Source organism: Blautia sp. AM47-4, from assembly GCF_003479865.1.
GTDB lineage: Bacteria > Bacillota > Clostridia > Lachnospirales > Lachnospiraceae > Fusicatenibacter > Fusicatenibacter saccharivorans.
Window position 1 is genome coordinate 48339 of record NZ_QUHY01000018.1, and the last position, 22551, is coordinate 70889.

The window sequence follows — 22551 nt, forward strand, 5'->3', positions numbered from 1 at the left end:
GCATGGCAGCTTACTACAGACGAAAACGAGGATTTTTATGGAAAACTTATACGACGTTATCATCATCGGCTCCGGCCCGGCGGGTCTTTCTGCCGCGATTTATGCGAAACGCGCAAAGCTCTCCTCTCTTACGATTGAGGCAAACTTTGCAAGCGGCGGCCAGGTGCTGAATACCTATGAAGTAGACAACTATCCCGGCCTTCCGGGCATCAGCGGCATGGATCTCGGAAGCACGCTGCGCGCACACGCTGAAAAAATGGGCGCGGAATTTTCCCGTGAGCGTGTGAAGGAGCTTGTTCTTGACGAAGAGATCAAGATTGTCCGCACGAGAAAAAATGAGTATCATGCCAAAACGGTCATTCTTGCAACCGGTGCGGAGCACCGCGCGTTAAATGTACCTGGTGAAAAGGAGCTCTCCGGCATGGGCGTCTCTTACTGTGCAACGTGTGACGGCGCATTTTTCAAAGACAAAACCGTTGCCGTTATCGGCGGCGGCGATGTCGCCGTGGAGGATGCGATTTTCCTTGCCAGAACGTGCAAAAAGGTTTACGTGATCCACCGCCGCGATGAACTGCGGGCAGCCGGTGTTCTCCAGGATGCACTGCTGGCACTGCCGAATGTGGAAATGGTGTGGGATACGGTTGTGGATTCCATCGAAGGAAACGAGATGGTGTCCGGCGTGAAGGTAACGAACAAAAAGGCAGGGGAAGCCGGTGTGATCACGGTAGACGGCGTGTTTATTGCCGTCGGCATCGTTCCGGTCTCCGCACTGATCGCAGGCATCGTAGAAACCGATGAGGCTGGCTACATCAAAGCCGGCGAAGACGGTGTGACGAGCGTGCCGGGCGTGTTCGCCGCAGGCGATGTCCGCACGAAGCAGCTCCGTCAGATCATCACTGCAGCCGCCGACGGCGCGAACTGTGTGACTTCGGTAGAGAAATATCTGATCAGCCACTGATGGCTTCTTTCGAATAGAATACGGCAAAAGCAGGCATTCTTCGTATTGTACGGAGAACTGCCTGCTTTTTTCTGTTTTTCCGTAGTTTCTGAAATCTGAAAAACCTTTCATGTCAGTCGTGTAAAACTTTAAAACCTCTTTTTGTCGAAATTGCACAAAGAAACCGGTTTTTTCCCACACGGGCCAATTTTATAAACATCCCGTCCACAAGTTATCCACATAGTTAACCACCGAAAACATGCCTAAAAACAAGTTATACACCGAGTTATCCACATTATCCACGAAAAACGGTGTGGAAAGCATGTGTTTAAATCTTGCGAAATCAGAACGCGTGTTTTGGTCATAACAGAGAAAACCGTTATTTCGCCAAAAGATTTTATAAAGCACTTGACTTTTTAAGTGTCAATCTCTGTTGGTTTTTGACTTGAATTGTGTGAATTTTTCGTACAATTTAATATTACATTTTTCGTGTTCTTTTGCTGTTTTTACAATGGCTGCAAAAAGAAAATCTCCTGTTCGGAAAACGATTGTTTCGTTCCCAGACAGGAGATTTTGATTGGATTTTTCTTTGTTTTACTCTGCCAGCTTTCCAAGCCGCTTTGCTTCTGCCCTCAGCTCTTCGATCCGGCGGTTGCACATGCCCACCGGGACGCCGGTGTCGATGACACGTTCACAGCTCTTCATCAGCTCGCAGGCGCGGGCAAATGCCTCGTCGCTGATCTCCTGGAACGGTGCTTCGGTTACCGTCTCCATCGCCAGAATGCGGGCGAGCTGGTAATCGATATCGTTCGTATACAGGACGCCTGCCGCAAACGGGACATTTTCCTTCTGCAGTTTCCGGAACACCGGGATTCCCGTTCCGCCGCCTGCGAGGACAAAGACGCGCGGTGTTCCCTCCGGCCGCGGCAGCTCGATGCTTCCGAAGCACGGGTCAAACGAACCATTGTCAATCTCGTATAGTTCGCGGATGATATCCTCGCGGAAAATTGTCTCCGGTGCGCCGAAATGGGAAATAGCATCGCCCTTGACGCAGATGATCTTATCTGAAATTTTCTGTGCCAGATCGATCTCATGCAGCGACATGATGACGGTGATGCCCTTCTCCTTTGCCATGCGGCGCAGAATCGCGAGCAGTTCCAGCTTGTGGCGGATATCGAGGAAAGAAGTTGGCTCGTCGAGGATGATGACCTCCGGCTCCTGACAGATCGCACGCGCAAGAAGCACTCTCTGGCGCTGGCCGTCGCTGATGGCGTTGAAATCGCGGCCGCCGAGCTCTTCGGCATGAACGGCGCGCATCGCCTTCTCGACCTTCTCCTCATCCTCGCGGGTCAGCATGCCGAGCCGTCCGGTGTACGGATAGCGGCCCGTTGCCACAATATCGTGGCAGGTCATCAGCTCCGGCTTCATGCGCTCCGTCAGCACAACGGCCATCTTCGTGGACAACTCGCGGAACGAAAGCTCATGCAGGTTTTTCCCGTCAAACTCCACATTTCCGCCGACCAGCTTTAACTGGCGGGTGATGCTTTTCAGAATCGTTGATTTACCGGAACCGTTCGGTCCGATCAGCGTAACGATCTCGCCTTTTTCGATGCCGATGCAGATATCTTTGATCAGCGGCTTCTTATCATAGCCGACCGTCAGGTGGTCCAGATGAAAATAATATTCATTCATATTCTCTTACCCCCTTTTCCGGCGCAGCATCATGAAAATGACGACCGGCGCACCAAAGATTGATGTGACCGTACTGATGGACAGCTCCAGCGGTGCAAACGCCATACGCGCGATCAGGTCGCACATCATACAGAAGACGGCTCCGCCGAGGAACGTTCCCGGGATTACGACGAGCGGACGCGATGTGCCGAGGCTCTGTTTAACGAGGAACGGGACGGCAATGCCGACAAACGAAATCGGACCGGCAAATGCGGTGACGCATGCGGAGAGAATACTCGAAAGCAGAATCAGCGCGATGCGGAATACTTTGATGTTGACACCCATGCTCTGCGCATACGCCTCACCGAGCTGATATGCACCGATCGGTTTTGCCATCAGGAACGTGATGACAAAGGTGATGCCGATCACAGCCGCAGAGATCGCTACGTTGCTCCAGCTCATGCCGGAGAAGCTTCCCTGTGACCAGCCGTGGAGGTTGACGATATCGGAATCCTCCGCGAAGGTGACAACAAAATCCGTGACCGCCGAGCAGATGTAACCGATCATAATACCGCCGACGAGAAGTCCTGCCATATTTTTGATCCGCCGGGACATCAGCAGAATGAAGCTGACGGAGAGAAGGGATCCTAAGAATGCTGCAACAATCATCGTGTAAGATGTGATATTGCGCGCCCGCTCCAGATAAAAGATCATGGTCAGCGCCACGACCATTTTGGCTCCCGAGGAAATTCCAAGAACAAACGGACCGGCAATCGGGTTTTCAAAGAAAGTCTGTAAAAGGAAGCCCGACAGGGACAGAGCACCGCCCAGGATTGCCGCCATCAGAATACGCGGAAGGCGGATTTTCCAGATAATATTGTACGCTTTCCCCTCTCCGGTCCGCCGCAGCAGAATCCGGAAAATTTCCGGAATCGAAATATTTACGTTTCCGGAATTGATATTCAGCACGGTGATGGCGGCGAACGCCAGAATCAGCACCAGGAACACAGCGGCATACCGCGAACGGCGCCGGAAGTTTTCCATATGGAAACTGTTCTCTTTTCCTGTCATATTTTTTTTCTCTGACATACGTTCCTCCATCAGGATAATTTTCTTAAGAATACCATCTGATCCGGATCGCCGCCCGTTACCAGAAGGTTAATGTCGTTGGTAAACTGTGCAATTTTATCGGTTGCCTGATACATGGATTTCTCGGTTGTCCAGACGTTGCCCTCTTTGACTGCTTTGTAATCGGCAAACATGGAATCCTTTGCCAGCAGGTCGTCCAGGGTTTTGACGGTGGAATCGATGCTTGCGTTGTAGATCAGGTAGTCCGCATCTTCGGCCGTATCGTAGAACTGCTCCATCGTGATCGGCACGGATGTTTTTCCGCTGTCGTCCTGGAGATCACGGAAGGCGTTGCGCGCACCGCCAAGCTCGATCATGTTGGAAATGTAGTCCTCCGGGTTCCGCACAACGGCAGCTCCGCTCGTATTAATATAGAAGAAAGCGACCGTTTTTTCGGTATTCTGGAAATCCTTCAGATTTTCCACAACACTTGCCTGATTTGCAAAGAAGTCGGCTGCCTCCTCCTCTTTGTCCAGCATGGCACCGTAGAGTTTGATCCATTCGGTTCTGCCAAGAGGCTGGGATTCGTAGCTGGAACGGTCGATGAAGACCGGAATATCGAGCATCTCGATCATCTCCTGTACCTTCGGGGAATGGAGGATCATCGTGGATTCAATGGCCAGATCACAGTTCTCACTGACCAGAAGTTCGTAATCCGGCTCACTGTATTTTCCGGCGAAGATCATCGTTCCGGCATTCATCGCGTCAACGGCATCCTGTACGTACCAGTTGTCTGCGGTTTCACCGGAGAGACGAATCGTATCGAGGGAGTCGATGGCATCGAACAGCGCCATCGGAGAGGTTGCTGCCATGTAGATGCGTTCCAGCGGCTGATGGATTACAATTACGTCGGAATCGAGGTCATCCGGCGCCTCTTTTCCGTCCGGGACGAGCAGATACTGCGCGCCGTCTTTGACATCGATCAGTTTATAGCCGTCTGTGCAGTAGTATACGTTAAAGCACTCCGCGTAATTCAGGACCATCTTGCTCTCGATGGTGATTCCGGTGATGTCCGGTGCGTCGCTGACATCGTCTGTCGTTGCGAAACCATCCGCGGATGCGGTATCACTCCCGGAGGTGCTGCTCGCAGCAGTGGCTTCGGAGGTGCTTTCACTTTCAGCCGTACTTTCCGAGACGGATGTGCTCTCCGTCTGGCTTTCGGAAACGTCTGCTGCGGATGCTGTGGATGTGCTGCTCTCAGAAACTGCCGAAGTGCCCGACGCGGACGATGTGCTGCTTCCCGTTGATGCGGTGCTGCCGCAGGCCGTCAGTGACATCGCTGCTGCAAGAAAAAGTGCGGCCCATTTTTTCAGCTTTCTTTCGTTTTTTCCTGTCATTTGATATTCCTTTCTGAAAGAAAAAGCCGCTGCCATACGGCAGCAGCCCTTTCTCATTTTTTGCTGCAAATTATTGTACTTATTTATTCTCTTCTGCCTTTACCATCTGCTGGAACAGCTCGTTTGCCTGATCCTCGCATCCGAAGATCACGCCGTAGACTTTCAGCCACTCTGCTTTCGCAAGATCGGTCTTCTCGTCTGCGGAACGGTCAACCAGCATCGGAATGGTCAGGGTTGCCAGACGCTCTGCGGTGTCGGACAGACGCTCATTTTCCTCTTTCAGAAGTTCTTCCGTAGTCTTGTCTTCGTCTGCTTTCTCATCCGTTGTCTTATCGTCTTTATCGTCCTTCTGATCCTCAGCTTTGGTATCTGCGGTCTCGTCGGCTGCATCAGCATCTTCCTCATCTTTTGCATTTCCCGGAAGGAACTCAGACGGAAGAATTGCAAAATCGATTTCGTCTTTTACCAGAGCTTTGTAGTCCAGATCATCGAATGCTCCGTCGAAGGAGATTTTTTTGTCTTCCATTGCTTTTGCAATGTTTTCGATCTGGCAGTCTTTCTGCTCCATGCCGACTGCTTTGATGCTCTCTGCTGCGTCTAACTGCTCATCGAGAAGTTTCAGGGCATCCTCAGATGCTACGTATGTTTTCTCAACCGGAAGCTGGATCACGATCATATCTTTGTCCAGTCCTGCCGGAATCTCAACATCTTTCGGAACGATCAGATATTTGACAACATTGCCTTCGTACAGCTCTTTTGTCTTTTCGGTCAGATCTTTCGCTTTCTCAGTGCTGGTCTTTTTGGAATCGGATGCTGCTGCCGCTTCTTCCTCGTCGGTTGCTGCTGCGGTATCCTCCGCTGCTGCGGTATCGGTATCTTCTGCTTTCTTGTCGTCCTCGTTCTGTTTCTCCGGATCACGCTCGGTATCTTTTGTCATATCGATCTCCAGCAGGGTGATGCCTTCGTCGTAATGATACATCTTGAAGTACTCTGCGTAAGCAAGTTTTGTCTCTGCTTTGTATTCCAGTCCCATGATCTCTGGAGCGGTGGTATCCAACTTGGAGTTATCGGTGCTGATCGTGGAGATTGTTCCGTCTGCTTTTACAAATCCTGTGCTGGAAGAAGTGCTGCCGCCCTTCTTTGCTGCTGCCAAGGAGATGAAGATGTTGTAGGAAATCTCATGGGCAACGGACATTCTGGTGGTCATACCGATGATGGTATTGTTCTTGTTCAGCTCAACCGGAATGGTGAAGATGCTGCTTCCGCCGCTGACATTTGCCATGTATTTATTTCCGTTTGCTTTTACATATCCGTAGTACGGACTGCTGAATGCGATCGTTGCATAAGCCTGTCCGTTCGTTACAGTAATCTTGCTGCAGGAGATGGTTACCTTTCCGGATCCGCCGGAGAAGGAGAATCCGTCTGGTGTGTAAACGCCGTCTGCCAGTGTGGTTGCACTGTCTACTTTGGATGTGCCGCCGCTTAAGTCAGACTCATATTTGGATTCCTGCTCCGGTTTGGTATCGGCCGGTTTCTGGGTCGGTGCCGGAGTCGGGGTGCTGGTGGGTTTTACAACCGGTGTCTCAGATGGAGATACGGTTGGGGTATTGGTCGGAACGAGGGTTGGTTTCGGAGTATCGCCCTTGTTGTCATCCGACGGAAGGTCTCCGGTCTTTTTCAGGCTGGAAGATGCAATCGTGATGGCTCTGTCGTACCATTTGCCGCTCTTTACTGCATGAGCTGCTACAGCAAATTCCTGATCAAGTGCCTCTACCGGGATTTCAAACTGCATTCCGGTTTTGGTTTCACCGTCTAAGGTGTAGTCCACTTTTCCGGTGGAAGCGATCCATGCGCCGCTCTCTGCTGCCGCATCTTTTCCGGTTCCCATATACAGATAATCATAGCCGCTTCCGCTTAAGGTGATAACTGCTGTCATTTTTCCGTTTTTCGCGGTCAGTTTTACGCCGACTACCTTGAACATTGCTGCATTAGTTGTTGCCTCTGCACTGTAAATACCATCTGCTACTTTATTGGTCTCATCTGCCGGAAGATCTGCGGTCTTTTTCAGACTGGAAGATGCAATAGTAATGGTTCTTGCATACCATTTATCCCGTTTTGCAGAATGGGAAGAAACAACAAGTGCCTGATCGAGTGCTGCTACCGGAATATCATACTGCATTCCTGTTTTCGTCTCGCCGTCTGCTGTTGTGTAATCAACGGTGCCGACGCCTGCAATCCATGCACTCTTGTCTGTGGCAGCTGCCTCTTCCGGTGTTCCCATGTACAGATAATCGTAGGCAACACCACTTAACGTGATGCGTGCTTTCATGTCGCCGTCTTTTACGGTCAGCTCTACGCCGACTACTTTGAACATAGCTGCGCCGGTCTCCGCGGTTCCGCTGTAGATACCGTTTTCTACTTTCGCCGGTTCCGGAGTTGGAGTTGCGGTTGGAACCGGAGTCTCACTCGGAGTCGGGGTTGCAGTCGGGACCGGAGTCTCGGTCGGCTCCGGTATCGGAGTTACTTCCGGTGTTTTGCTTCCCGGAACTGCAAGATAAAGCTGCTGTTTGGTGTACCAGGTTCCGTCTTTCTTTCCAAGAACGATCGGAACGGTTGTGCCGGCTTTGTCCGCATCTACTTCAAATGTAAAGGAATAACCGCCGTTTGCTTCCTGCATTCCCTGGATAGCCGGTGTTTTTGCAAGGTCATCGTTCTTTCCAAGATACAGTTTATCAAATGATACGTTGTTTGTTTTCAGTGTAAGAACGAGTTTATCGCCCTTGTTGATCATTGTTGCCTCGGAGATGACGAACATTTTGAATACGCTGCCGTCCTCTTTGGTAACCGGTGCTTCTACACTGGCTGGCTTATTCGAGGAATCCTCACCTGGATTTTCGCTTGGAGTCTCGGTTGGTTCCGGTGTTACCGTCGGGATTGCATCGGTGCTGTGGATCGTAACGGTTTTATCAGCCATGTTTTTTTCTTGGCTGAGCGAACGGCAACATCCATCTGTTTGTCAAGCTCTTCCACCGGAATTTCAAAACGATATCCGGTCTTTTCTGCACCAGTCTTCGTATCCGTATAGGTTTCGCTTCCTGTCGGAGCAATCCAGCTCTTTTCATCTGCTGCGGCAGCTTCTGCTGCTGTTCCCGTATACAGGTAATCATAGCCGGTTCCACTCAGCAGAATGGATGCTTTCAGTTTTCCATCTTTTACGATGAGTCTGGAAGAAATCACACGGAACATGCTTCCGGTTGCTTCTGCAGAAGTCTCATACTCACCATCTGCCGGTTTTGCTGCTTCCGCTGCTTTTGTTTCTTTCTCCTCGGCTGTATTGGATGCCTCATTTTTGGTTGTTTCTTTTACTTCCGTTTTCGGCTGTTCTGCCGCCGGACTGGTATTCTCTTTTACAGCATCTTTGGTTTCTTCTTTTGCCAGTGTTTCTTTTTCAGCATCTTGGGAAGTCTCATCTGCTGCTTCCGGCTCTTTTTCTGTGGTATCGGCAGTCTCTTCACCGTCTTTTGCAGTGTCCTCTGCAGTATCTTCCGAAGCATCCTCATCTGCGGATGGTGTCTCGGTCTCGTCAGATCCTGCCAGTGTCTGATCCTCTGCAGGCGCGGCCGGTGTTTCCGTCGGCTCTTCTGCCGGAGTCTCTGCAGTGCTTTCACTGCTCTCGGTTTCTGCCGGTGTTGTTTCCGGTTCTGCCGTCTCTGCTGTTTCTTCGCTCTGCGGCGCTTCCTCTGCGGCTGCGCTGCTTTCTGTCTGTGCTGCTTTTTCCTGCGTATCTGCTAATACGCTGGCAGTCGGGCTCATGATCATGGACGCCGACAGCAGCAGTGCCAGAAATTTGCTTGAATTTCCTTTCATAACTTCTCCTTTTCTTCGGATCTCCTTCGCGCATCTGCTCCGGATTCCGTCTGACTTTTTCAGGCAACTGGGCGGTGCCTGTCCCCGTCAATGATGTCTCCCTGCAAGTAATCTTGTTTTTGAGGACACATTTTTTCTGCGAAAAGACAAACAGACATCTGCTTTTTCTGCAAAAGAGTTTCTCCACCGGAGCTCTTTTTCGGACGCATGGCGACAAAAAAGCAGATGTCCGATTTTACTTCGTACATCTTTCCATGAATATATGCTTTCATCGGAAGCGATTCACTAACCTTTCCAGCAGGTTTCCTGACTCGCAGATCTTCACGGCAGCCGCGCCTTCTCATGCGTTTCGCACAATGGCATTTCTGCAGCTAACACTCCCTGCTTACAGTGACCGGATCGCTCAGGATTTCCACCTGATTCTCTTTTACCTTCGCGGATTCTTTTTCAAATCCGTTCTGCACTGAAAAGTCCCTTATTTCATTCGTTACTGATTATAGCAAAGCCGTTTTGGAAAGTCAAATGAAAGGCCACGGAAAAAGCGCATAAAATCAGCATTTTTTACATACTTTATGATAACTGTCCGCACCGGAGCCTATTCTATGAAACCAGCTTCTCTGCACCGCCGCATCCTGTTCCCTCTGCTTCTGTGCGGCGGACTTCTTTTCGCCCTGCTGTTCTGGTATTTTTCCCCGTTCTTTTCCCCTGGTGAGAACCGCCGGTTTTCCGCGTATGTGGAGGAACGGTTCCACTCCGAGGTAACCTCTTCTGCCATCACGCTCCACTATACCCTCGCTGATCCGGCTTCCCGCGGAATTGCCCCCGGCACCGCCTCGTTCGGCACGGTTTCCATCCCTGACCGCACCTCGTATGATGCCCTGCTGCAGAGTGTGGAAACAACGCTCACATCCTTTCATCGCAACCGCCTCTCCGCGGAAAATCAGATCACGCTCGATCTTCTGCTCTACGAGCTGGACTGCGAGAAAATGCCGGGCAGCACCAGCCTTCTTGCGGAACCGCTCGGTCCGTCGCTCGGGATTCAGGCACAGCTTCCCATTCTGCTCGCAGAATACCCGTTCCGCACACAGCAGGATATCGCCGACTACCTCCATCTTCTGCAGGATCTCCCGCGCTATTTCTCCGACCTCATCGCACTCGAACAGGAAAAATCCCGGCAGGGCGTGTTTCAGAATGACCTTGCGGTCGATGGCATTATCCACCAGTGCAGTGCTTTTCTCGCCGACGCGGATACACCGGAAAGCCATCTGCTCCACACCGTTTTTCAGAATAAACTGCAGGCGTCTTCACTGTTTTCTGAGGCGGAAAGGAATCTCTGTCTGCAGACGCATGAAAAACTCCTTACCTCCTGTGTTTTTCCCGCCTACCGCTCTCTTTCCGATGCGCTTTCTTCACTCCGCGGCAAAGGAACACAGAACGCCGGTGGTCTTTCCCGGCAGGAAGGCGGACTTTCCTACTATGCATATCTTCTCCGCAGCCGCGTCGGTGTTGATGCTTCACCGGAGGAGCTGACCCGCCTTTTAACACAGCAGCTTGCGGACCAGTGTGCCGAAATGCAGATCATTCTCGATCAGAATCCGTCGCTCTCCCTCTCCGAGCAGGCGCTCGTGCTGCCGTTCTCCACGCCGGAGGAAATGCTTGCCGATCTGCAGAATGCCGTTTCTGAAGATTTTCCCGTTCTTTCGGGTATCGCATACGAAGTAAAGACCGTGGATGACTCCCTCAAGGATTTTTTAAGCCCCGCCTTTTATCTCACACCGCCCGCCGATATCAATTCACCCAACTCCATTTACCTGAATCCCGCGGATGAGATGACCGGCATCGAACTGTATTCCACACTTGCCCACGAGGGCTTTCCCGGCCATCTGTACCAGACCGTCTCGTTCTCGCGCTCCGACCCGCTTCTGATCCGCCATCTCTACGCGCCGTCGGGTTATGTGGAAGGATGGGCAACCTACGTTGAATCATATGCCTGCCGCTACGCCGCACGTAATCTCGATGCAAACACGCAGGCGCTCTGCCGTCTCTGGTATCTGAACCGCTCTGTGCATCTTACCCTCTGCTCGCTGCTGGATCTCGGAATCCACAGCCAGGGATGGCTCCTCTCGGATGCGTCAGCCTTTCTGGCGCAGTTCGGCATCACGGATGCGTCGGCCGCTGCCTCTTTATATCAGTATATTCTCGAGACACCGGCGAACTATCTGAAATACTGTGTCGGATCGCTCTCGTTTTCGCAGCTCCTCTCGGAAGTGCGGGAACAGGAAGGTGACTCATTCTCATTGATCGGTTTCCATGAAAAACTGCTCCGTCTCGGGCCTCTGCCGTTTCCGCTCGTAGAAAAATATCTGTAAACGGTTCGCCCTGCTGAAAAAAAGATCCCACAGACTTTCTTCTATAAATAATAGAAAGTTCTGTGAGATCTTTTTCATTTTCAAAATTCTTTAACCTAAATTGTAAAGAGATGGATCTGTCGGCCGCTGCGGATCAATAACAGAGGCAGAATCAAACAGATCGCTTGTTCTGTCCTCGCCGCCTCCGTAGAGGTTCTGGTACAGACGGTATCCATCCAGGTTTCTTCGTCCCATACGCAGGTAATTGTCTCTTACCTGAACAAAATACTGGGAGGAATCTACGTTGCAGTAGATGTTGAAGCCCTGGCTCTTTAAGTAAGCAAACTTCTCATTGTCCATCGTGTAATCGTGCCAGTCGGAAAGATCCTGTCCATGTGCAAAGATGATGATATCGCTTCCGCCGATGAGCGGTGCAACATACGTCAGCCATTTCTCGGTATCCGCCTGGATCGTCTCGATCGGTTTGTCGCCGACACGGATATGGCCCCAGGTATGGCTTGCGAATGTCCAGCCGTCTGCTTTGATCGCATCGGCTACTTTTTTCGCCTCCTCGCACTCTTTATCCCAGTCGAAATCCGGGTGTGCATCAAGCCATGCTACCTGATCATCCGTCAGATCTTCTCTCGTCTTGTAATCACCGTCGGTGCGGTATCCGAGGATTCCATCGTAGCCGGTCAGTGCTACGGTTCCGCGCGCATTGTGGTATACGGCATCCGGATGCGCTTCGATAAACTGATCCATCAGCGGGATACAGTCGTAAGCACCGGTCACAACAGTTCCGTCATCCTGAATATATTCGCAGGTCGGTTTTCCGTCGTCGCCGACTACCATCTTGCTGGCAATACCGCGTCCGTCGTAAGAGTGGTAATAGGAAAGGTCATCCAGAGAAAGAACGAATGCTTTCTTGCCCTCCGGCAGGTAAATGTCCCCTTCCTCGTAATGAACGGTTCCGTCATCATCTACGGTCTTTTTCACGAGATCGTTGATCGAAACCATGACATATCCTCTGTCGTACATCTGCTGGGTAATCGCGTTGAACTCATCCACGGTGGTCATCCACTGGCAGAAGCCTGCGGTCTGTGCGTTGTCCTGATAGAACGCTTTCTGCGGATCGACTACAAGAGAATGATAGAAAATGTGGGTTACTTCGTTGACGTTGACGCGCACACAGGCATCTCTCGTGCTGGTGTACTCTGCTACTTTTGTGATGATATCCGCGTCGGTCGCTGCGCCCTCTACGCTCTGGAGCTTTTCAATGGCTCCATCGTAATCGTATGTCTGCGCAAGTGCATCGGCTTCCGCCATAATCTGTGCTTTCGTTGTCGGCGCTTCAGCACTTCCCGTGCTGTCCGACGATACGGAACCGTCCACCTCTGCTGTTTTCTGATCCTCTTTTTCCTGTGCTTTCTGCTGGATTTTTTCTGTTCCTCCGGCCAAAGCCCAGACTCCAATGCCGAAGATGACAAGCAGAACACATAGAATTCCTGTTTTGATCATCAGCGCACGCTTCCGCTTTCTTCTTCGGAGCTCCTTTTTACTGATGTTTTTTTTCTCACTCATTTTTCCTTCCTCCCAAAACAGCTTTTGCTTTTCTGGCAAATATTACAGTTTTACCGGACTGACAGAAATTCAGCCCGGACTCTGCTCTTTCTATTTTAGCTCAAAATACCGGTTCTGTCGAGTAGGTTTCCGGCAGGTTAAGAGAAATGTAAGAAAACCGGTAACGCTCTTTCTTTTATGCGCGCTGGCCGTGTGCCTCATACATGAGAACGGCGGATGCAATCGCTGCGTTTAACGACTCCACTTTTCCTTCCATCGGAATACGGATCAGGCACTCGGCGGCCTCTGCCATTGCATCGGTCAGGCCGTTTCCCTCATTTCCGATCAGGAATGCCGTTCCTTTTGTGTAATCCTCCTCGCGGTAGGAATGCACGCCGTGCAGATGTGCCGCGTACGTACAGATCTTCCGCGCTTTTAAGCCTTTTACAAATCCGACCGCATCGTCGACGATCAGAAACGGCATACGGTAAATCGAGCCCATCGTCGAGCGAATCGTTTTCGGATTGAAGATATCCGCGGTACCGCGGCTCATGATGATGCCGGTGACTCCTGCGCCCTCTGCGGTGCGGATGATTGTTCCGACATTTCCAGGGTCCTGCAGATCCTCAAGTACCATCAGAAGCGGTGTCTTTCCGTTGTCCATCACCTCCTCTTCGGTGTAATGCGGCATGCGGATCATACTTAAAACACCCTGCGGCGTCTTCGTGTCGCACATGGACTGGAACACGCGGTCGTCCACTACTTCGTATTCTGTCCCGTCGGACGGCATTTCATGCATTTTGCTGCCGCTCTCAGACACATATACTTTTTTCAGCCATTCCCGCGGCGCTTCCTGGAACATTTTCCAGCCCTCCGCCACGAAAACATCCTGCTCCCGGCGTTCTTTTGCTTTTTTGTTCAGCGCAATAATGTTTTTTACCTGTGCATTGCTGCTGCTTGTAATCATGAATGGTCCCCTCATTTCCTGTTTTTCATCAATTTGGCAAGTTCTTTGTTTTCGCCGATCAGAATCAGCACTTCCTCTGCGCGGAGCAGCGTCTTCGGATTGACCGTGACACGGATGTCTTCCCCGTCCTTGACGGCGATTACGTTGATACTGTATTTCTTCCGCAGATCCAGCTCCTCGAGGTTATGCCCCGTCCACTCTTCCGGCACGGGAAGCTCTACCATGGAGAACGAATCCGACAGCATGAAGAAGTCCTGGAAGCCACCGGAAATCAGGCTTTTTCCGAGGCGGATGCCCGTCTCACTCTCCGCCATCACGACGCGGTCCGCGCCGACTTTTTTCAAAATATTGGCATGCATCTGGCTCATGCCCTTTGCGATGACGAGCGGCACGCCCGCCTCTTTTGCCTGCAGGGTGGCGAGGATGCTCGACTCCATATTTTCAGAGATGCCGACGATCACGACATCCATGTTGCTGATGCCAAGCGATGCAAAAACACGGCTGTCGGTGATGTCCGCGCGCGCCGCATATGTGACGAGATCGGCGATCTCCTGTACCAGCTCCGGGTCTTTATCGACTGCGAGCACTTCTTTTCCTGCCTGTGCCAGCGTCGTCGCCACGGCGAAGCCGAATTTTCCAAGTCCGATGACTGCGTATTGTTTACTCATGTTTTTTCTCCTCTTTTATCCAATCAGCACCCGCTGTTCCGGGCGCTGGATATCCACATCTTTTCTTCCGCTTCTCCGCCGCAGTGCGATGGCCAGCGTAACCGGTCCAAGACGTCCCATGAACATGACCAGAATTACGATGATTTTTCCCGCCGCCGGAAGTGTCGGCGTAAGCGACCGCGTCAGTCCCACGGTTGCCACAGCGGAAACGATCTCATACAGGCAGTCCAGCAGAGGACTTCCGGTGACAGAGATCAGAAGCACCGTCGCGGTGAATGCCATCGTCAGTGCGAAGAAGAAAATAACGACCGCGGTGCGGATGTTTTCTTCCATGACCTTCCGTCCCCAGACCACGGTGTCGGAATCGCCGCGGATGTAGGATGCGACGACCACGAGCAGAATCGCAACAGTCGTCGTCTTGACACCGCCCGCCGTTCCCATCGGAGAGCCGCCGATGAACATGAGGATCATACTTACCATCGCGGAGCCGTCCGAGAAGTTTGCCTGCGGGATCGTCTCAAAGCCGGCGGTTCGCGTCGTCACGGACTGGAAGAAGGCCGCCATAGCCTTCTGCGCCGGTTTTAAGCTGCCAAGCGAGGATGCGTTGTTCCAGTCCAGCGCGAGGATCAGAAGCGCCCCGCCGAACAGAAGAATGACGGTTGTCGTCAGAACCAGTTTGGTGTGGAGCGTGAAGCCGCGCACGAAGTTTTTCCGGGTCCGTTTTCCTTTTACAAGATCCTGCACGCGCTCCAGCACTTCCCACCAGACCGGAAAGCCAAGGCCGCTTAAGAAAATCAGCCCATCGTCGTAAAGTTGATGAGAGGGTTCGTCACAAACGGGGCGAACGAGGATTCCCCGACGAGGTCAATTCCGGCGTTGCAGAAGGCGGATACGGAGTGGAACAGGCTGTAGCCGATTCCCTTCCAGAAACCGTATTCCGGCACAAACCAGAAGCTGTAGAAAAAGGCTCCCGCCAGCTCCACCGCCGCCGTGCCGATCAGCAGCTTCCGCACAATACCGACGCTGCCCTTTAAAACCGGCAGATTGTAAGTGTCCTGGATCAGTTTACGGCTCTGCAGACTGATTTTCCGGCGCAGGATCAGAAACACCATCGTCAGGCACGCCATGATGCCAAGACCTCCGAACTGAATCAACCCGAGGATCACAATTTTTCCAAAGGTACTCCATGTCGTCGCCGTCGGAACGGTGACAAGGCCCGTCACGCAGACAGATGTCGTTGCGGTAAACAGGGCGTCGAGCCAGTAAACGCTTTTTCCGTCCGCCGCAGAAACCGGCAGGCAAAGAAGAATTGTCCCCAGCAGAATCACCGCAGCAAACCCCAGCATCATAATCCGCTCCGCCGGTGTGTGCCATTTATTTTTGCTTTCTTTTTCGGCCATCGCTCCTCCTATTCTGCCGCTTCATTTTCTGCTTCACTGCTGTAGTAGAGCTTTCCGGTCTCACTGTCCGTCACGGTAATATCCGCAAAATATTCCCCGCAGGAACCCTCACACTGGTAATAGACGTCAAACGAAACCGTCATGTCATCTTCTCCTTCCAGGTATTCCGCGTGAACCTGATTTTTCGCGGTCCGCGTCGTTCTGCTCCACACTTTATCATCCACAAGAAGCTCCTTTTTGATCTTCACAGGAAATTCACTGGATGCAATTTCGTGCTGATTGGACTCGTTTTTGATCCGGTAATAGAGATTCATGTACAGCCCGTCATCTTCCTCATGGAAAAACCAGCCGTAGATATCATCCTCCGCAACAATCGTCGGCTGGATCAGCTCAGCGTTTGTTTTGGTCGTGAATGCATTCATCTCATGCGTAAACTCATTCTGCATCCGGCGATGCTTCATCAGCCAGCTGCCTTCCTTCACACCGGCCGCAGCCACGGCAAGAACGACAGCGCCGATGCAAAGGCCAATGATTTTCTTTTTTGTCATTATTTAATTTCCCCTTTTCTTTTTGAAATACAAAAATAAGATACCCCTAAGAACATACTTATGAGTATCTTATCAGTTTGCACATATAAAGTCAACGGAGCCAACCCGATCCAGCCTGCTGTTTCTGCCTCACCGAGTGCTTCTGCTACCATAAGCCGGCTGCTGCGGTTTGTAGAAAAGCTACGGAATCTGTGCTTTTTATTCTACATGAAATTGAGGGAAGATTGTGTTAAAGTTGCGTAAAATACGTTCTCAGGTTTATGCACTCGCAAGCACAAGCTCTCTTGTCTCCACAATCACGATCTCATCGATCGACACATTCAGTACCGCTGCCAGCACGACCAGGTTGTCGATTGCCGGCATGGCGGTGCCATGCTGCCACTTGTAGATTGCCTGCGGGGTGGTGAAACCGAAAATTTCCTGCAGGTCGCGGACGGTAAGGCCTGCCTGCTGCCGCAGTCTTGTAATGTTTCTTCCTGTTGCTTCCATATCAATTGACGGAATTGCCATCATTTTTTTCTTCCTCCTTCTTGCGGAGGAATTTTACTGGTTTCCTCCGCCTCTATTCTGATGCTTTGAAATTGTAAACGGGACGCAGCACCTCCACGACATCGACCGATGCACGGACTATATCGAGAATGTCATCCAGTGATTTGTACGCCATCGGCGCCTCGTCCAGGGTATGTTCGTTGACGGAAGTCGTATAGATTCCCTCCATGCTCTTCTGGTATTCCTCCAGTGCCAGGGTTTCCTTCGCTTTTTTACGCGACATCAGCCGTCCGGCTCCGTGCGGGGCAGAATCGTTCCACTCCGGATTTCCTTTTCCGACGGCGAGAATACTGCCGTCACGCATATTGATCGGAATCAGCACTCGTTCTCCTTTGTGCGCTGCGATTGCGCCTTTTCGGAGTATCATCTCGTTTGTGTCGATATAGTTATGAATCGTGTGGAACGCATCGGTGCCGGTAAGGCCGGTTCGTTCCAGCAGGATTTCCGCTATTTTTTCCCGGTTCCGGCGTGCAAACTGCTGGCAGATCTCCACGTCGTTCAGATAGGCTTCCAGATATTTTCCGGTCAGATAGCAAAGATCCTCCGGCATCTGCGCTTCGTCCGGTTTCCACTGCAGCTGTTTTAACGCCTCCTGGATTTCCTTTCTGCGGCCCTGCTCTTTGTAGGTGCGTATGAGCTCCTCGCGTTTTTCCAGGTACTCGTCATAACCGCGGTCCAGCCGCACTGCCAGATTCTGGTAATACTCTGCCACCTGTTTTCCGAGATTCCGCGAGCCGGAATGAATGACGAGATATTTTGTGCCGTCGGCGGCTTCATCGATCTCGATAAAATGGTTGCCGCCGCCTAAGGTTCCAAGCGACCGCTCCAGGCGTTTTGTGTCTTTTAATTCCCGGCTGCAGGCAAGTGTCATCAGGTCAAAACGTTCCTGTCTCCCCTCCCAGACATTCATGCCGGACGGGATAACATGTGCCGCCTCGTCGATTTTTGCAAAATCAAGTTCGGCTCTTCCAAGATTTACGGTGTACATGCCGCACCCGATGTCCACGCCGACAACGTTCGGCACTGCCTTGTCGCGGATGGTCATCGTTGTTCCGATCGTACATCCTTTTCCCGCATGCACATCCGGCATGATGCGGATCCGCGAGCCTTCCGTCATCGGATAATCGCACATGCGTCGGACCTGCTCGATGGCTTCCTCCTCTACGACCCTGGCATAGCAGATGGCTGTATTTACTTTTCCTTTGATTTCGATCTGATCCATTCCGGGTTTCTCCCTTCTCAATTTGTTCTGATATAAAAATTAAATAGAAAAAGCCACCTATCCCATGTGTTCAACATAAGATAAGCGGCTCCTCTTCGTTCGTATCCAGTTGTCTGATGCGGTCGTCTAATTTGATCCTCCCGTATCATATTCCACAGAATCCGTTCTGTCGCTTTTCTCAATTGAACATATCAAAACAAAGCCACGCTGTTTGACGACAAACGTTGCTTCTGGGGTATGTTCTAAATTGCGGTAGCCAAAACGTATTCCTGCTGACATCTGTTTTCCCTTTCCAAAACCTTTTTAACCGGTTCTTTTTCTGCTTTTTCTTCACTGTATCACAAAATAACGATTTTGTCATTATACCAGCGGTTTAATCTTTCTCGAATTTCTCTGTATTTGCTTCGGAAACGAGGAATATCCCCGTCAATGACGAGGATATCTTCGATGCTTGTGTTTAATAATCTGCTTAAAATGAGAAAGTTGTCCAGACTTGGCAGGCACTTGCCGGAAATCCATTTATAGACCGCCTGTGGATTTTCAAAACCCATGGCATTCTGAATGTCTCTCACGGTGTATCCGCTTTCACGAAGAAGGGATTTGATGCGGCTGCCAGTTTCTTTCTGCTGGATTGACAAATAAATTGGTTCCATCCTGCACCTCCATATGTTTAAGCCATCCCGAAACACAGTTTTATCTTATCATCCGGTACTGGAAAAATCCAGTTTTTTCTTCCTGTTTCTACACAACCCGAATGATCTGTTCGTACAAAAGGATTTTCTTTTCATCTACATTCCGATTGTCATGTGCTGCAAGATTGTTCCGTCCCTCTTCCATCTCTTCTTCGGATGCAAGCTCCTCTTTCCACCAGCTCAGGTGATTGATCAGGTACGGCTTCCAGCCGCGGTCAAAAATCTCATCTCAACGACTCTCTTGCATATGCGCTTTCCTTTTTACCGGAAGAAGATGTTTAGCTCTCCTGTTTCTTTTCTTCTATTAAATGATGATTCAGCCATTTTCCTGATTTGAACCGGATGGTAAAGAGAATGAACCGCAGGCTCCAGTCTGCCGCCATACCGATCCAGACCGCGATCGGGCCGAATCCCCATACGCGGCACAGATAAATGCAGAGACTCACACGGCACAGCCACATCGTACAGCAGGACGTGATCATGGAGAATTTTACATCCCCGGCAGCCCGCATGCCGTATCCCGGGACAAACGCCATGACCCAGCAGAGCGGCTTTACAATCGTGATAAAGATCATCATCTGCATGCAGAGCTTTGCACTCTCTGCCTCCATACCGCCGATCATCGTAATCGGTTTTGTCAGCACAAATACCAGCAGACAGCTTGCAACGATAACCACTTCTGACAGCCAGCACAGTTTTTTAATATAGTAGATTGCTTCATCCTTCCGGCCCGCGCCGAGACACTGACCGACTACCGTCATCAGTCCGATGCCGACACCGATCGCAGCGACACCGTTCAGGTTCTCAAGGATGTTCGTCATCGCCTGCGCAGCAATGGCAACCGTGCCAAGTGTGGACACAGTGGACTGAATCGCCAGCTTTCCAAACTGGAACATACTGTTCTCGATTCCCGATGGAATACCGATGAACAGTATTATTTTTGATCAAACCAAAGTCCGGCCGAATGGAAAGATACTGCTTCACAAAAATCGGTTTGCTTTCATCCCGAAGCTTCCACAGTACGACAACCGCACAGAAAATACGCGAAATTAAAGTCGAAATCGCGGCTCCTTCGACACCCATGTGGAAGCCGAAAATAAGAATGGCATTTCCGCCGATGTTCATAAAGTTGGAAATCACCGAAATCACCATCGGACTGCGGCTGTTGTTCTGCGCCCGCAGAATGGATGCGCCCGCATCGTAAAGACCGATAAACGGGAATGACAGCAGCGTAAACAGGAAATACACCTGTGAATTTTTCATAACATCCGCTTCCACTGCCCCGAAAATCACGCGCAGCAGCGGAACACGGAAAATCAGACAGCCCGCGGATAATGCGACGGACAAAACTGTCATAACAAAAAGCACCTGTTGTGCCGAACGGATTGCTCCATCCCGTTTTTCGCTTCCAAGATACTGCGAACAGAGAATCGCTCCTCCTGCCGCCAGCGCAGAAAGCGCCTGAATGACTAAGATATTAATGGAATCCACCAGCGAGACTGCCGAAATTGCGGCAGACCCGACATTGCTGACCATCATCGTGTCGACAGTTCCCATCAGGGAAGAAAGCAATTGTTCAATGATGATCGGAATTAAAAGCTTGCGAAGATCCGTGTTACTGTATAAATGAGTTTGTTTTGTTGTAGTTTTCATTGTTTTTGTTTCTGCATGACCTCATCTGCCGGATATGCTTTGCCAGCCCTGCCTTTTCCACACCTTTCTTTTTTCTCTCCATTCTATTCCATTTGACGATCCATTGCAATCATTTCGCGAATTTTGCTCTTATCTGATTATTTTTATCAAGCACAACATACTTTTCTATCTCATAATGACTTTTTCAGTCTTTCCAAATCTTCGCTGTCCGGGTGTGACAAAGCACGGTCAAAATTTTGAATCAGCAGATCAAGATTGGCCGGATGTTCCGGGTTTTCTTTCATTTTCACATACCGTTCACGCACAGACTGCGGCATCTTTCCCTGGCACATATACTCACCGATGACCGTATTGCTTGCATCGATCGACTGTTTGACTTGTCCGAGAATCTTTTCAAAATAGGCATCACTTCCGCCAAATCCAGCTGTTCCAAACAGAAAAATCTTTTTATTTTTTAATTTCGACAGCAATTCTAATGTCTTTTGGTCTGCATTCCCTTTGTCCGTCCAAAATCCGATATAGCATACGTCGGATTGCGGTACCTGCGAATCGTTTGTGCCAAAATAATCGCATTTGTCCTTTGGCAACGTTTCATAGATTGCATCAGCCAGCTTCTTTGTATTACCCGTTAAGCTGCAAAACAGGATCGAATAATGTTCTTTTATCATAGCCCCTACACCTCCAGTTCAGGTATTTATGTGGAAAATCCACTTTTTCGTAAATTGTATTATCTCTTCAGATCACATCTCGATTTCGCTTACGCTGCATCCCGATGTTGCTTCTCACTATTTCCTCTCAGGCTTTTAAGTCAAGCGGATATTCGCAATCCGCTTCGCTACTTGCTCATAACCGAATAGCTGCTTTGCAGCTTCAGTTAAACTTAAAAATATTAAGTCCGGTTTCTTCATCATGAACTCTGTCCACTCTTCCGTCAATTACCGTGATGACCAGCTCACAGGTTGCACTGACAATCGCTCTGTTCAGATGTCCTCCAAACACCTCGCCCTTCTGATTTCCGGCACTCATATGAAGATGTGCATAATATTCTCCATCCATTGTATTGATTGTACCTGTCAGTGATGTAATTTCATAATACCCCTGGAAGCCGTTTGAATAATATTTCTTTTCGTCTGTCTTGTATACTCCGACTGTGAAATCATTGATCGCTCCAAGAGCCTGGACACTGGCAAGCTTTATATTCTCCTTTATGGCAATTACCCTCAGCTGCTCCAATATTTCTTCGTCTTTGTCAATCCTTGCTACTATAACATTGTCAAATTTTCTGTATTCCATTTTATTCTCCTTTCTCTTTCCGCCCGGTCACTTTTCAGACATTACTGCAATAACCTCAATATTTATTCAGAAAATGCTCCCTGTTCGGATACTCCTGCCGATATGCCCGGAGGGCGGCTTCCCGGAGCAGGGTGAATTCTTTTTCCATGTGAAGCAGGCGTGGTGCCTTGAACGCGATCACACTGATCTGTTCGGCGATTTTTTTCGCGATTCCTTCTTCGGACAATTGTCCCATGCCGAATACCAGAGAGGTAAATCCTCTGCCTCCTCTGCTGACCTGAATAAATTTCAGGAATACATTGTACAGTTCATCTGCAAGAATTTTCTGGTATCCCTCATCTGACTGCATGGCTTCCGCCAGGCACAACGTGGAGAGAATCCGGGCTCCCGTCTTTCTTCTGTCGCCTCCCAGATCCAGGGAGGTTCCTTCCGCCAGATACTTCAGTTCCATCAGGCATTTGACAAATTCATCCTTCTGGAGCCTGCGTTGTCCGTATCGGACCGTCCAGAGCCGAGCCCGGTATTCTTCTTCCCAGGCTTCCTCCTCTCCGATATGTTCTTTTAAGATCTGCTGCCGTTTCGCCGGATCTGTCTCCTGATAAAAATCTTTGGTCCATGTATGTTCCATCTGTTTTTCCTCATTCTGTCAGGCGGATATTCGCAATCCGCTTCGCTGCTTGCTTGATTGGTTTAAAATAAAGACACGTCTTT

General features: G+C 50.4%; 20 protein-coding genes, 1 pseudogene and 1 riboswitch. Of the genes and pseudogenes, 2 read left to right on the forward strand and 19 right to left on the reverse strand.

The features are described 5' to 3' along the window. The first annotated feature begins 37 nt into the window (after positions 1 to 37). Positions 38 to 958: a thioredoxin-disulfide reductase gene (trxB, locus tag DW965_RS12465; protein ID WP_117510103.1), complete on the forward strand. Its 921-nt coding sequence runs from the start codon at positions 38 to 40 to the stop codon at positions 956 to 958. 573 nt (positions 959 to 1531) lie between these two features. Here trxB and DW965_RS12470 read toward each other — a convergent pair. The 5 genes from DW965_RS12470 to DW965_RS12490 all read right to left on the reverse strand — a co-directional run bounded on the left by DW965_RS12470 (position 1532) and on the right by DW965_RS12490 (position 8940). Beyond that, positions 1532 to 2629, reverse strand: a complete 1098-nt coding sequence (locus DW965_RS12470) for an ABC transporter ATP-binding protein (RefSeq protein WP_055220215.1) — start codon at positions 2627 to 2629, stop codon at positions 1532 to 1534. 6 nt (positions 2630 to 2635) lie between these two features. After that, positions 2636 to 3697, reverse strand: coding sequence for a FecCD family ABC transporter permease (locus tag DW965_RS12475; protein ID WP_243001844.1), 1062 nt, complete (start codon positions 3695 to 3697; stop codon positions 2636 to 2638). An 11-nt stretch (positions 3698 to 3708) separates the two neighbouring features. Beyond that, positions 3709 to 5073: an ABC transporter substrate-binding protein gene (locus DW965_RS12480; RefSeq protein WP_243002113.1), complete on the reverse strand. Its 1365-nt coding sequence runs from the start codon at positions 5071 to 5073 to the stop codon at positions 3709 to 3711. A gap of 79 nt (positions 5074 to 5152) precedes the next feature. Beyond that, positions 5153 to 8047 (reverse strand): hypothetical protein, encoded by a 2895-nt coding sequence (locus DW965_RS12485; protein ID WP_119198438.1) that lies wholly within the window; start codon positions 8045 to 8047, stop codon positions 5153 to 5155. Further along, on the reverse strand, positions 7996 to 8940 hold the full coding sequence (locus DW965_RS12490; RefSeq protein WP_119198439.1) for a hypothetical protein: 945 nt from the start codon (positions 8938 to 8940) through the stop codon (positions 7996 to 7998). The genes DW965_RS12485 and DW965_RS12490 overlap by 52 nt, the downstream gene beginning before the upstream one ends. Positions 8941 to 9219: 279 nt before the next feature. Beyond that, a riboswitch (cobalamin riboswitch) is annotated at positions 9220 to 9423 on the reverse strand. Between the two features lie 119 nt (positions 9424 to 9542). On the opposite strand from DW965_RS12490, the gene DW965_RS12500 reads away from it, so the two are divergent. Further along, a complete protein-coding gene (locus DW965_RS12500) occupies positions 9543 to 11309 on the forward strand; it encodes a DUF885 domain-containing protein (RefSeq protein ID WP_158579821.1) in 1767 nt (588 codons plus the stop codon). Between the two features lie 90 nt (positions 11310 to 11399). Here DW965_RS12500 and DW965_RS12505 read toward each other — a convergent pair whose 3' ends face one another. The 14 genes and pseudogenes from DW965_RS12505 to DW965_RS12565 form a co-directional block, all read right to left on the reverse strand. Further along, entirely contained in the window at positions 11400 to 12869 is a 1470-nt protein-coding gene (locus tag DW965_RS12505) for a polysaccharide deacetylase (RefSeq protein WP_119198440.1), read from the reverse strand. A 175-nt stretch (positions 12870 to 13044) separates the two neighbouring features. Beyond that, the gene (locus DW965_RS12510) at positions 13045 to 13815 is read right to left on the reverse strand and encodes a TrmH family RNA methyltransferase (protein ID WP_118595946.1); all 771 of its coding nucleotides are present in this window, start codon (positions 13813 to 13815) and stop codon (positions 13045 to 13047) included. Positions 13816 to 13826: 11 nt separating this feature from the next. Then, positions 13827 to 14483, reverse strand: a complete 657-nt coding sequence (locus DW965_RS12515; protein ID WP_055267716.1) for a potassium channel family protein — start codon at positions 14481 to 14483, stop codon at positions 13827 to 13829. A gap of 15 nt (positions 14484 to 14498) precedes the next feature. Further along, entirely contained in the window at positions 14499 to 15227 is a 729-nt protein-coding gene (locus DW965_RS20430; protein WP_256372860.1) for a potassium transporter TrkG, read from the reverse strand. Positions 15228 to 15277: 50 nt separating this feature from the next. Continuing rightward, positions 15278 to 15883: a potassium transporter TrkG gene (locus DW965_RS20435; protein WP_119198442.1), complete on the reverse strand. Its 606-nt coding sequence runs from the start codon at positions 15881 to 15883 to the stop codon at positions 15278 to 15280. Between the two features lie 8 nt (positions 15884 to 15891). Continuing rightward, complete coding sequence (locus tag DW965_RS12530; protein ID WP_118595947.1) at positions 15892 to 16431, reverse strand: hypothetical protein; 540 nt, start codon at positions 16429 to 16431, stop codon at positions 15892 to 15894. Further along, positions 16431 to 16583 carry a hypothetical protein gene (locus DW965_RS19145; protein WP_158555015.1) on the reverse strand — a complete coding sequence of 51 codons (153 nt, stop codon included), beginning with the start codon at positions 16581 to 16583 and terminating at the stop codon, positions 16431 to 16433. Before DW965_RS19145 ends, DW965_RS12530 begins: the two co-directional genes overlap by 1 nt. A gap of 106 nt (positions 16584 to 16689) precedes the next feature. Beyond that, positions 16690 to 16944 (reverse strand): helix-turn-helix domain-containing protein, encoded by a 255-nt coding sequence (locus tag DW965_RS12535; protein ID WP_117510109.1) that lies wholly within the window; start codon positions 16942 to 16944, stop codon positions 16690 to 16692. 49 nt (positions 16945 to 16993) lie between these two features. Then, positions 16994 to 18202, reverse strand: a complete 1209-nt coding sequence (locus DW965_RS12540) for an RtcB family protein (protein WP_119198443.1) — start codon at positions 18200 to 18202, stop codon at positions 16994 to 16996. A 338-nt stretch (positions 18203 to 18540) separates the two neighbouring features. Then, positions 18541 to 18855 carry a helix-turn-helix domain-containing protein gene (locus DW965_RS12545; protein WP_022461712.1) on the reverse strand — a complete coding sequence of 105 codons (315 nt, stop codon included), beginning with the start codon at positions 18853 to 18855 and terminating at the stop codon, positions 18541 to 18543. A gap of 317 nt (positions 18856 to 19172) precedes the next feature. Further along, a pseudogene (locus DW965_RS22185) lies at positions 19173 to 20547 on the reverse strand (MATE family efflux transporter). 170 nt (positions 20548 to 20717) lie between these two features. After that, a complete protein-coding gene (gene bilS, locus DW965_RS12555) occupies positions 20718 to 21215 on the reverse strand; it encodes a flavodoxin family protein BilS (protein WP_055220197.1) in 498 nt (165 codons plus the stop codon). Between the two features lie 202 nt (positions 21216 to 21417). Further along, positions 21418 to 21840, reverse strand: coding sequence for a PPC domain-containing DNA-binding protein (locus DW965_RS12560; RefSeq protein WP_119198444.1), 423 nt, complete (start codon positions 21838 to 21840; stop codon positions 21418 to 21420). Positions 21841 to 21895: 55 nt separating this feature from the next. After that, positions 21896 to 22468, reverse strand: a complete 573-nt coding sequence (locus DW965_RS12565; protein WP_118595950.1) for a DUF6553 family protein — start codon at positions 22466 to 22468, stop codon at positions 21896 to 21898. Positions 22469 to 22551: the final 83 nt, after the last annotated feature.

Coding starts and splice junctions, on each gene's coding strand:
- DW965_RS12485 (WP_119198438.1), bottom strand. CDS start 8,047: ATGGCTGATAAAACCGTTACGATCCACAGCACCGATGCAATCCCGACG.
- DW965_RS12540 (WP_119198443.1), bottom strand. CDS start 18,202: ATGGATCAGATCGAAATCAAAGGAAAAGTAAATACAGCCATCTGCTAT.
- DW965_RS12490 (WP_119198439.1), bottom strand. CDS start 8,940: ATGAAAGGAAATTCAAGCAAATTTCTGGCACTGCTGCTGTCGGCGTCC.
- DW965_RS12545 (WP_022461712.1), bottom strand. CDS start 18,855: ATGGAACCAATTTATTTGTCAATCCAGCAGAAAGAAACTGGCAGCCGC.
- DW965_RS12475 (WP_243001844.1), bottom strand. CDS start 3,697: ATGTCAGAGAAAAAAAATATGACAGGAAAAGAGAACAGTTTCCATATG.
- DW965_RS12565 (WP_118595950.1), bottom strand. CDS start 22,468: ATGGAACATACATGGACCAAAGATTTTTATCAGGAGACAGATCCGGCG.
- DW965_RS12535 (WP_117510109.1), bottom strand. CDS start 16,944: ATGATGGCAATTCCGTCAATTGATATGGAAGCAACAGGAAGAAACATT.
- DW965_RS12480 (WP_243002113.1), bottom strand. CDS start 5,073: ATGACAGGAAAAAACGAAAGAAAGCTGAAAAAATGGGCCGCACTTTTT.
- DW965_RS12515 (WP_055267716.1), bottom strand. CDS start 14,483: ATGAGTAAACAATACGCAGTCATCGGACTTGGAAAATTCGGCTTCGCC.
- bilS (WP_055220197.1), bottom strand. CDS start 21,215: ATGATAAAAGAACATTATTCGATCCTGTTTTGCAGCTTAACGGGTAAT.
- DW965_RS12530 (WP_118595947.1), bottom strand. CDS start 16,431: ATGACAAAAAAGAAAATCATTGGCCTTTGCATCGGCGCTGTCGTTCTT.
- DW965_RS12500 (WP_158579821.1), top strand. CDS start 9,543: ATGAAACCAGCTTCTCTGCACCGCCGCATCCTGTTCCCTCTGCTTCTG.
- DW965_RS12470 (WP_055220215.1), bottom strand. CDS start 2,629: ATGAATGAATATTATTTTCATCTGGACCACCTGACGGTCGGCTATGAT.
- DW965_RS19145 (WP_158555015.1), bottom strand. CDS start 16,583: ATGGTAGCAGAAGCACTCGGTGAGGCAGAAACAGCAGGCTGGATCGGG.
- trxB (WP_117510103.1), top strand. CDS start 38: ATGGAAAACTTATACGACGTTATCATCATCGGCTCCGGCCCGGCGGGT.
- DW965_RS12505 (WP_119198440.1), bottom strand. CDS start 12,869: ATGAGTGAGAAAAAAAACATCAGTAAAAAGGAGCTCCGAAGAAGAAAG.
- DW965_RS12560 (WP_119198444.1), bottom strand. CDS start 21,840: ATGGAATACAGAAAATTTGACAATGTTATAGTAGCAAGGATTGACAAA.
- DW965_RS12510 (WP_118595946.1), bottom strand. CDS start 13,815: ATGATTACAAGCAGCAGCAATGCACAGGTAAAAAACATTATTGCGCTG.
- DW965_RS20435 (WP_119198442.1), bottom strand. CDS start 15,883: ATGGCCGAAAAAGAAAGCAAAAATAAATGGCACACACCGGCGGAGCGG.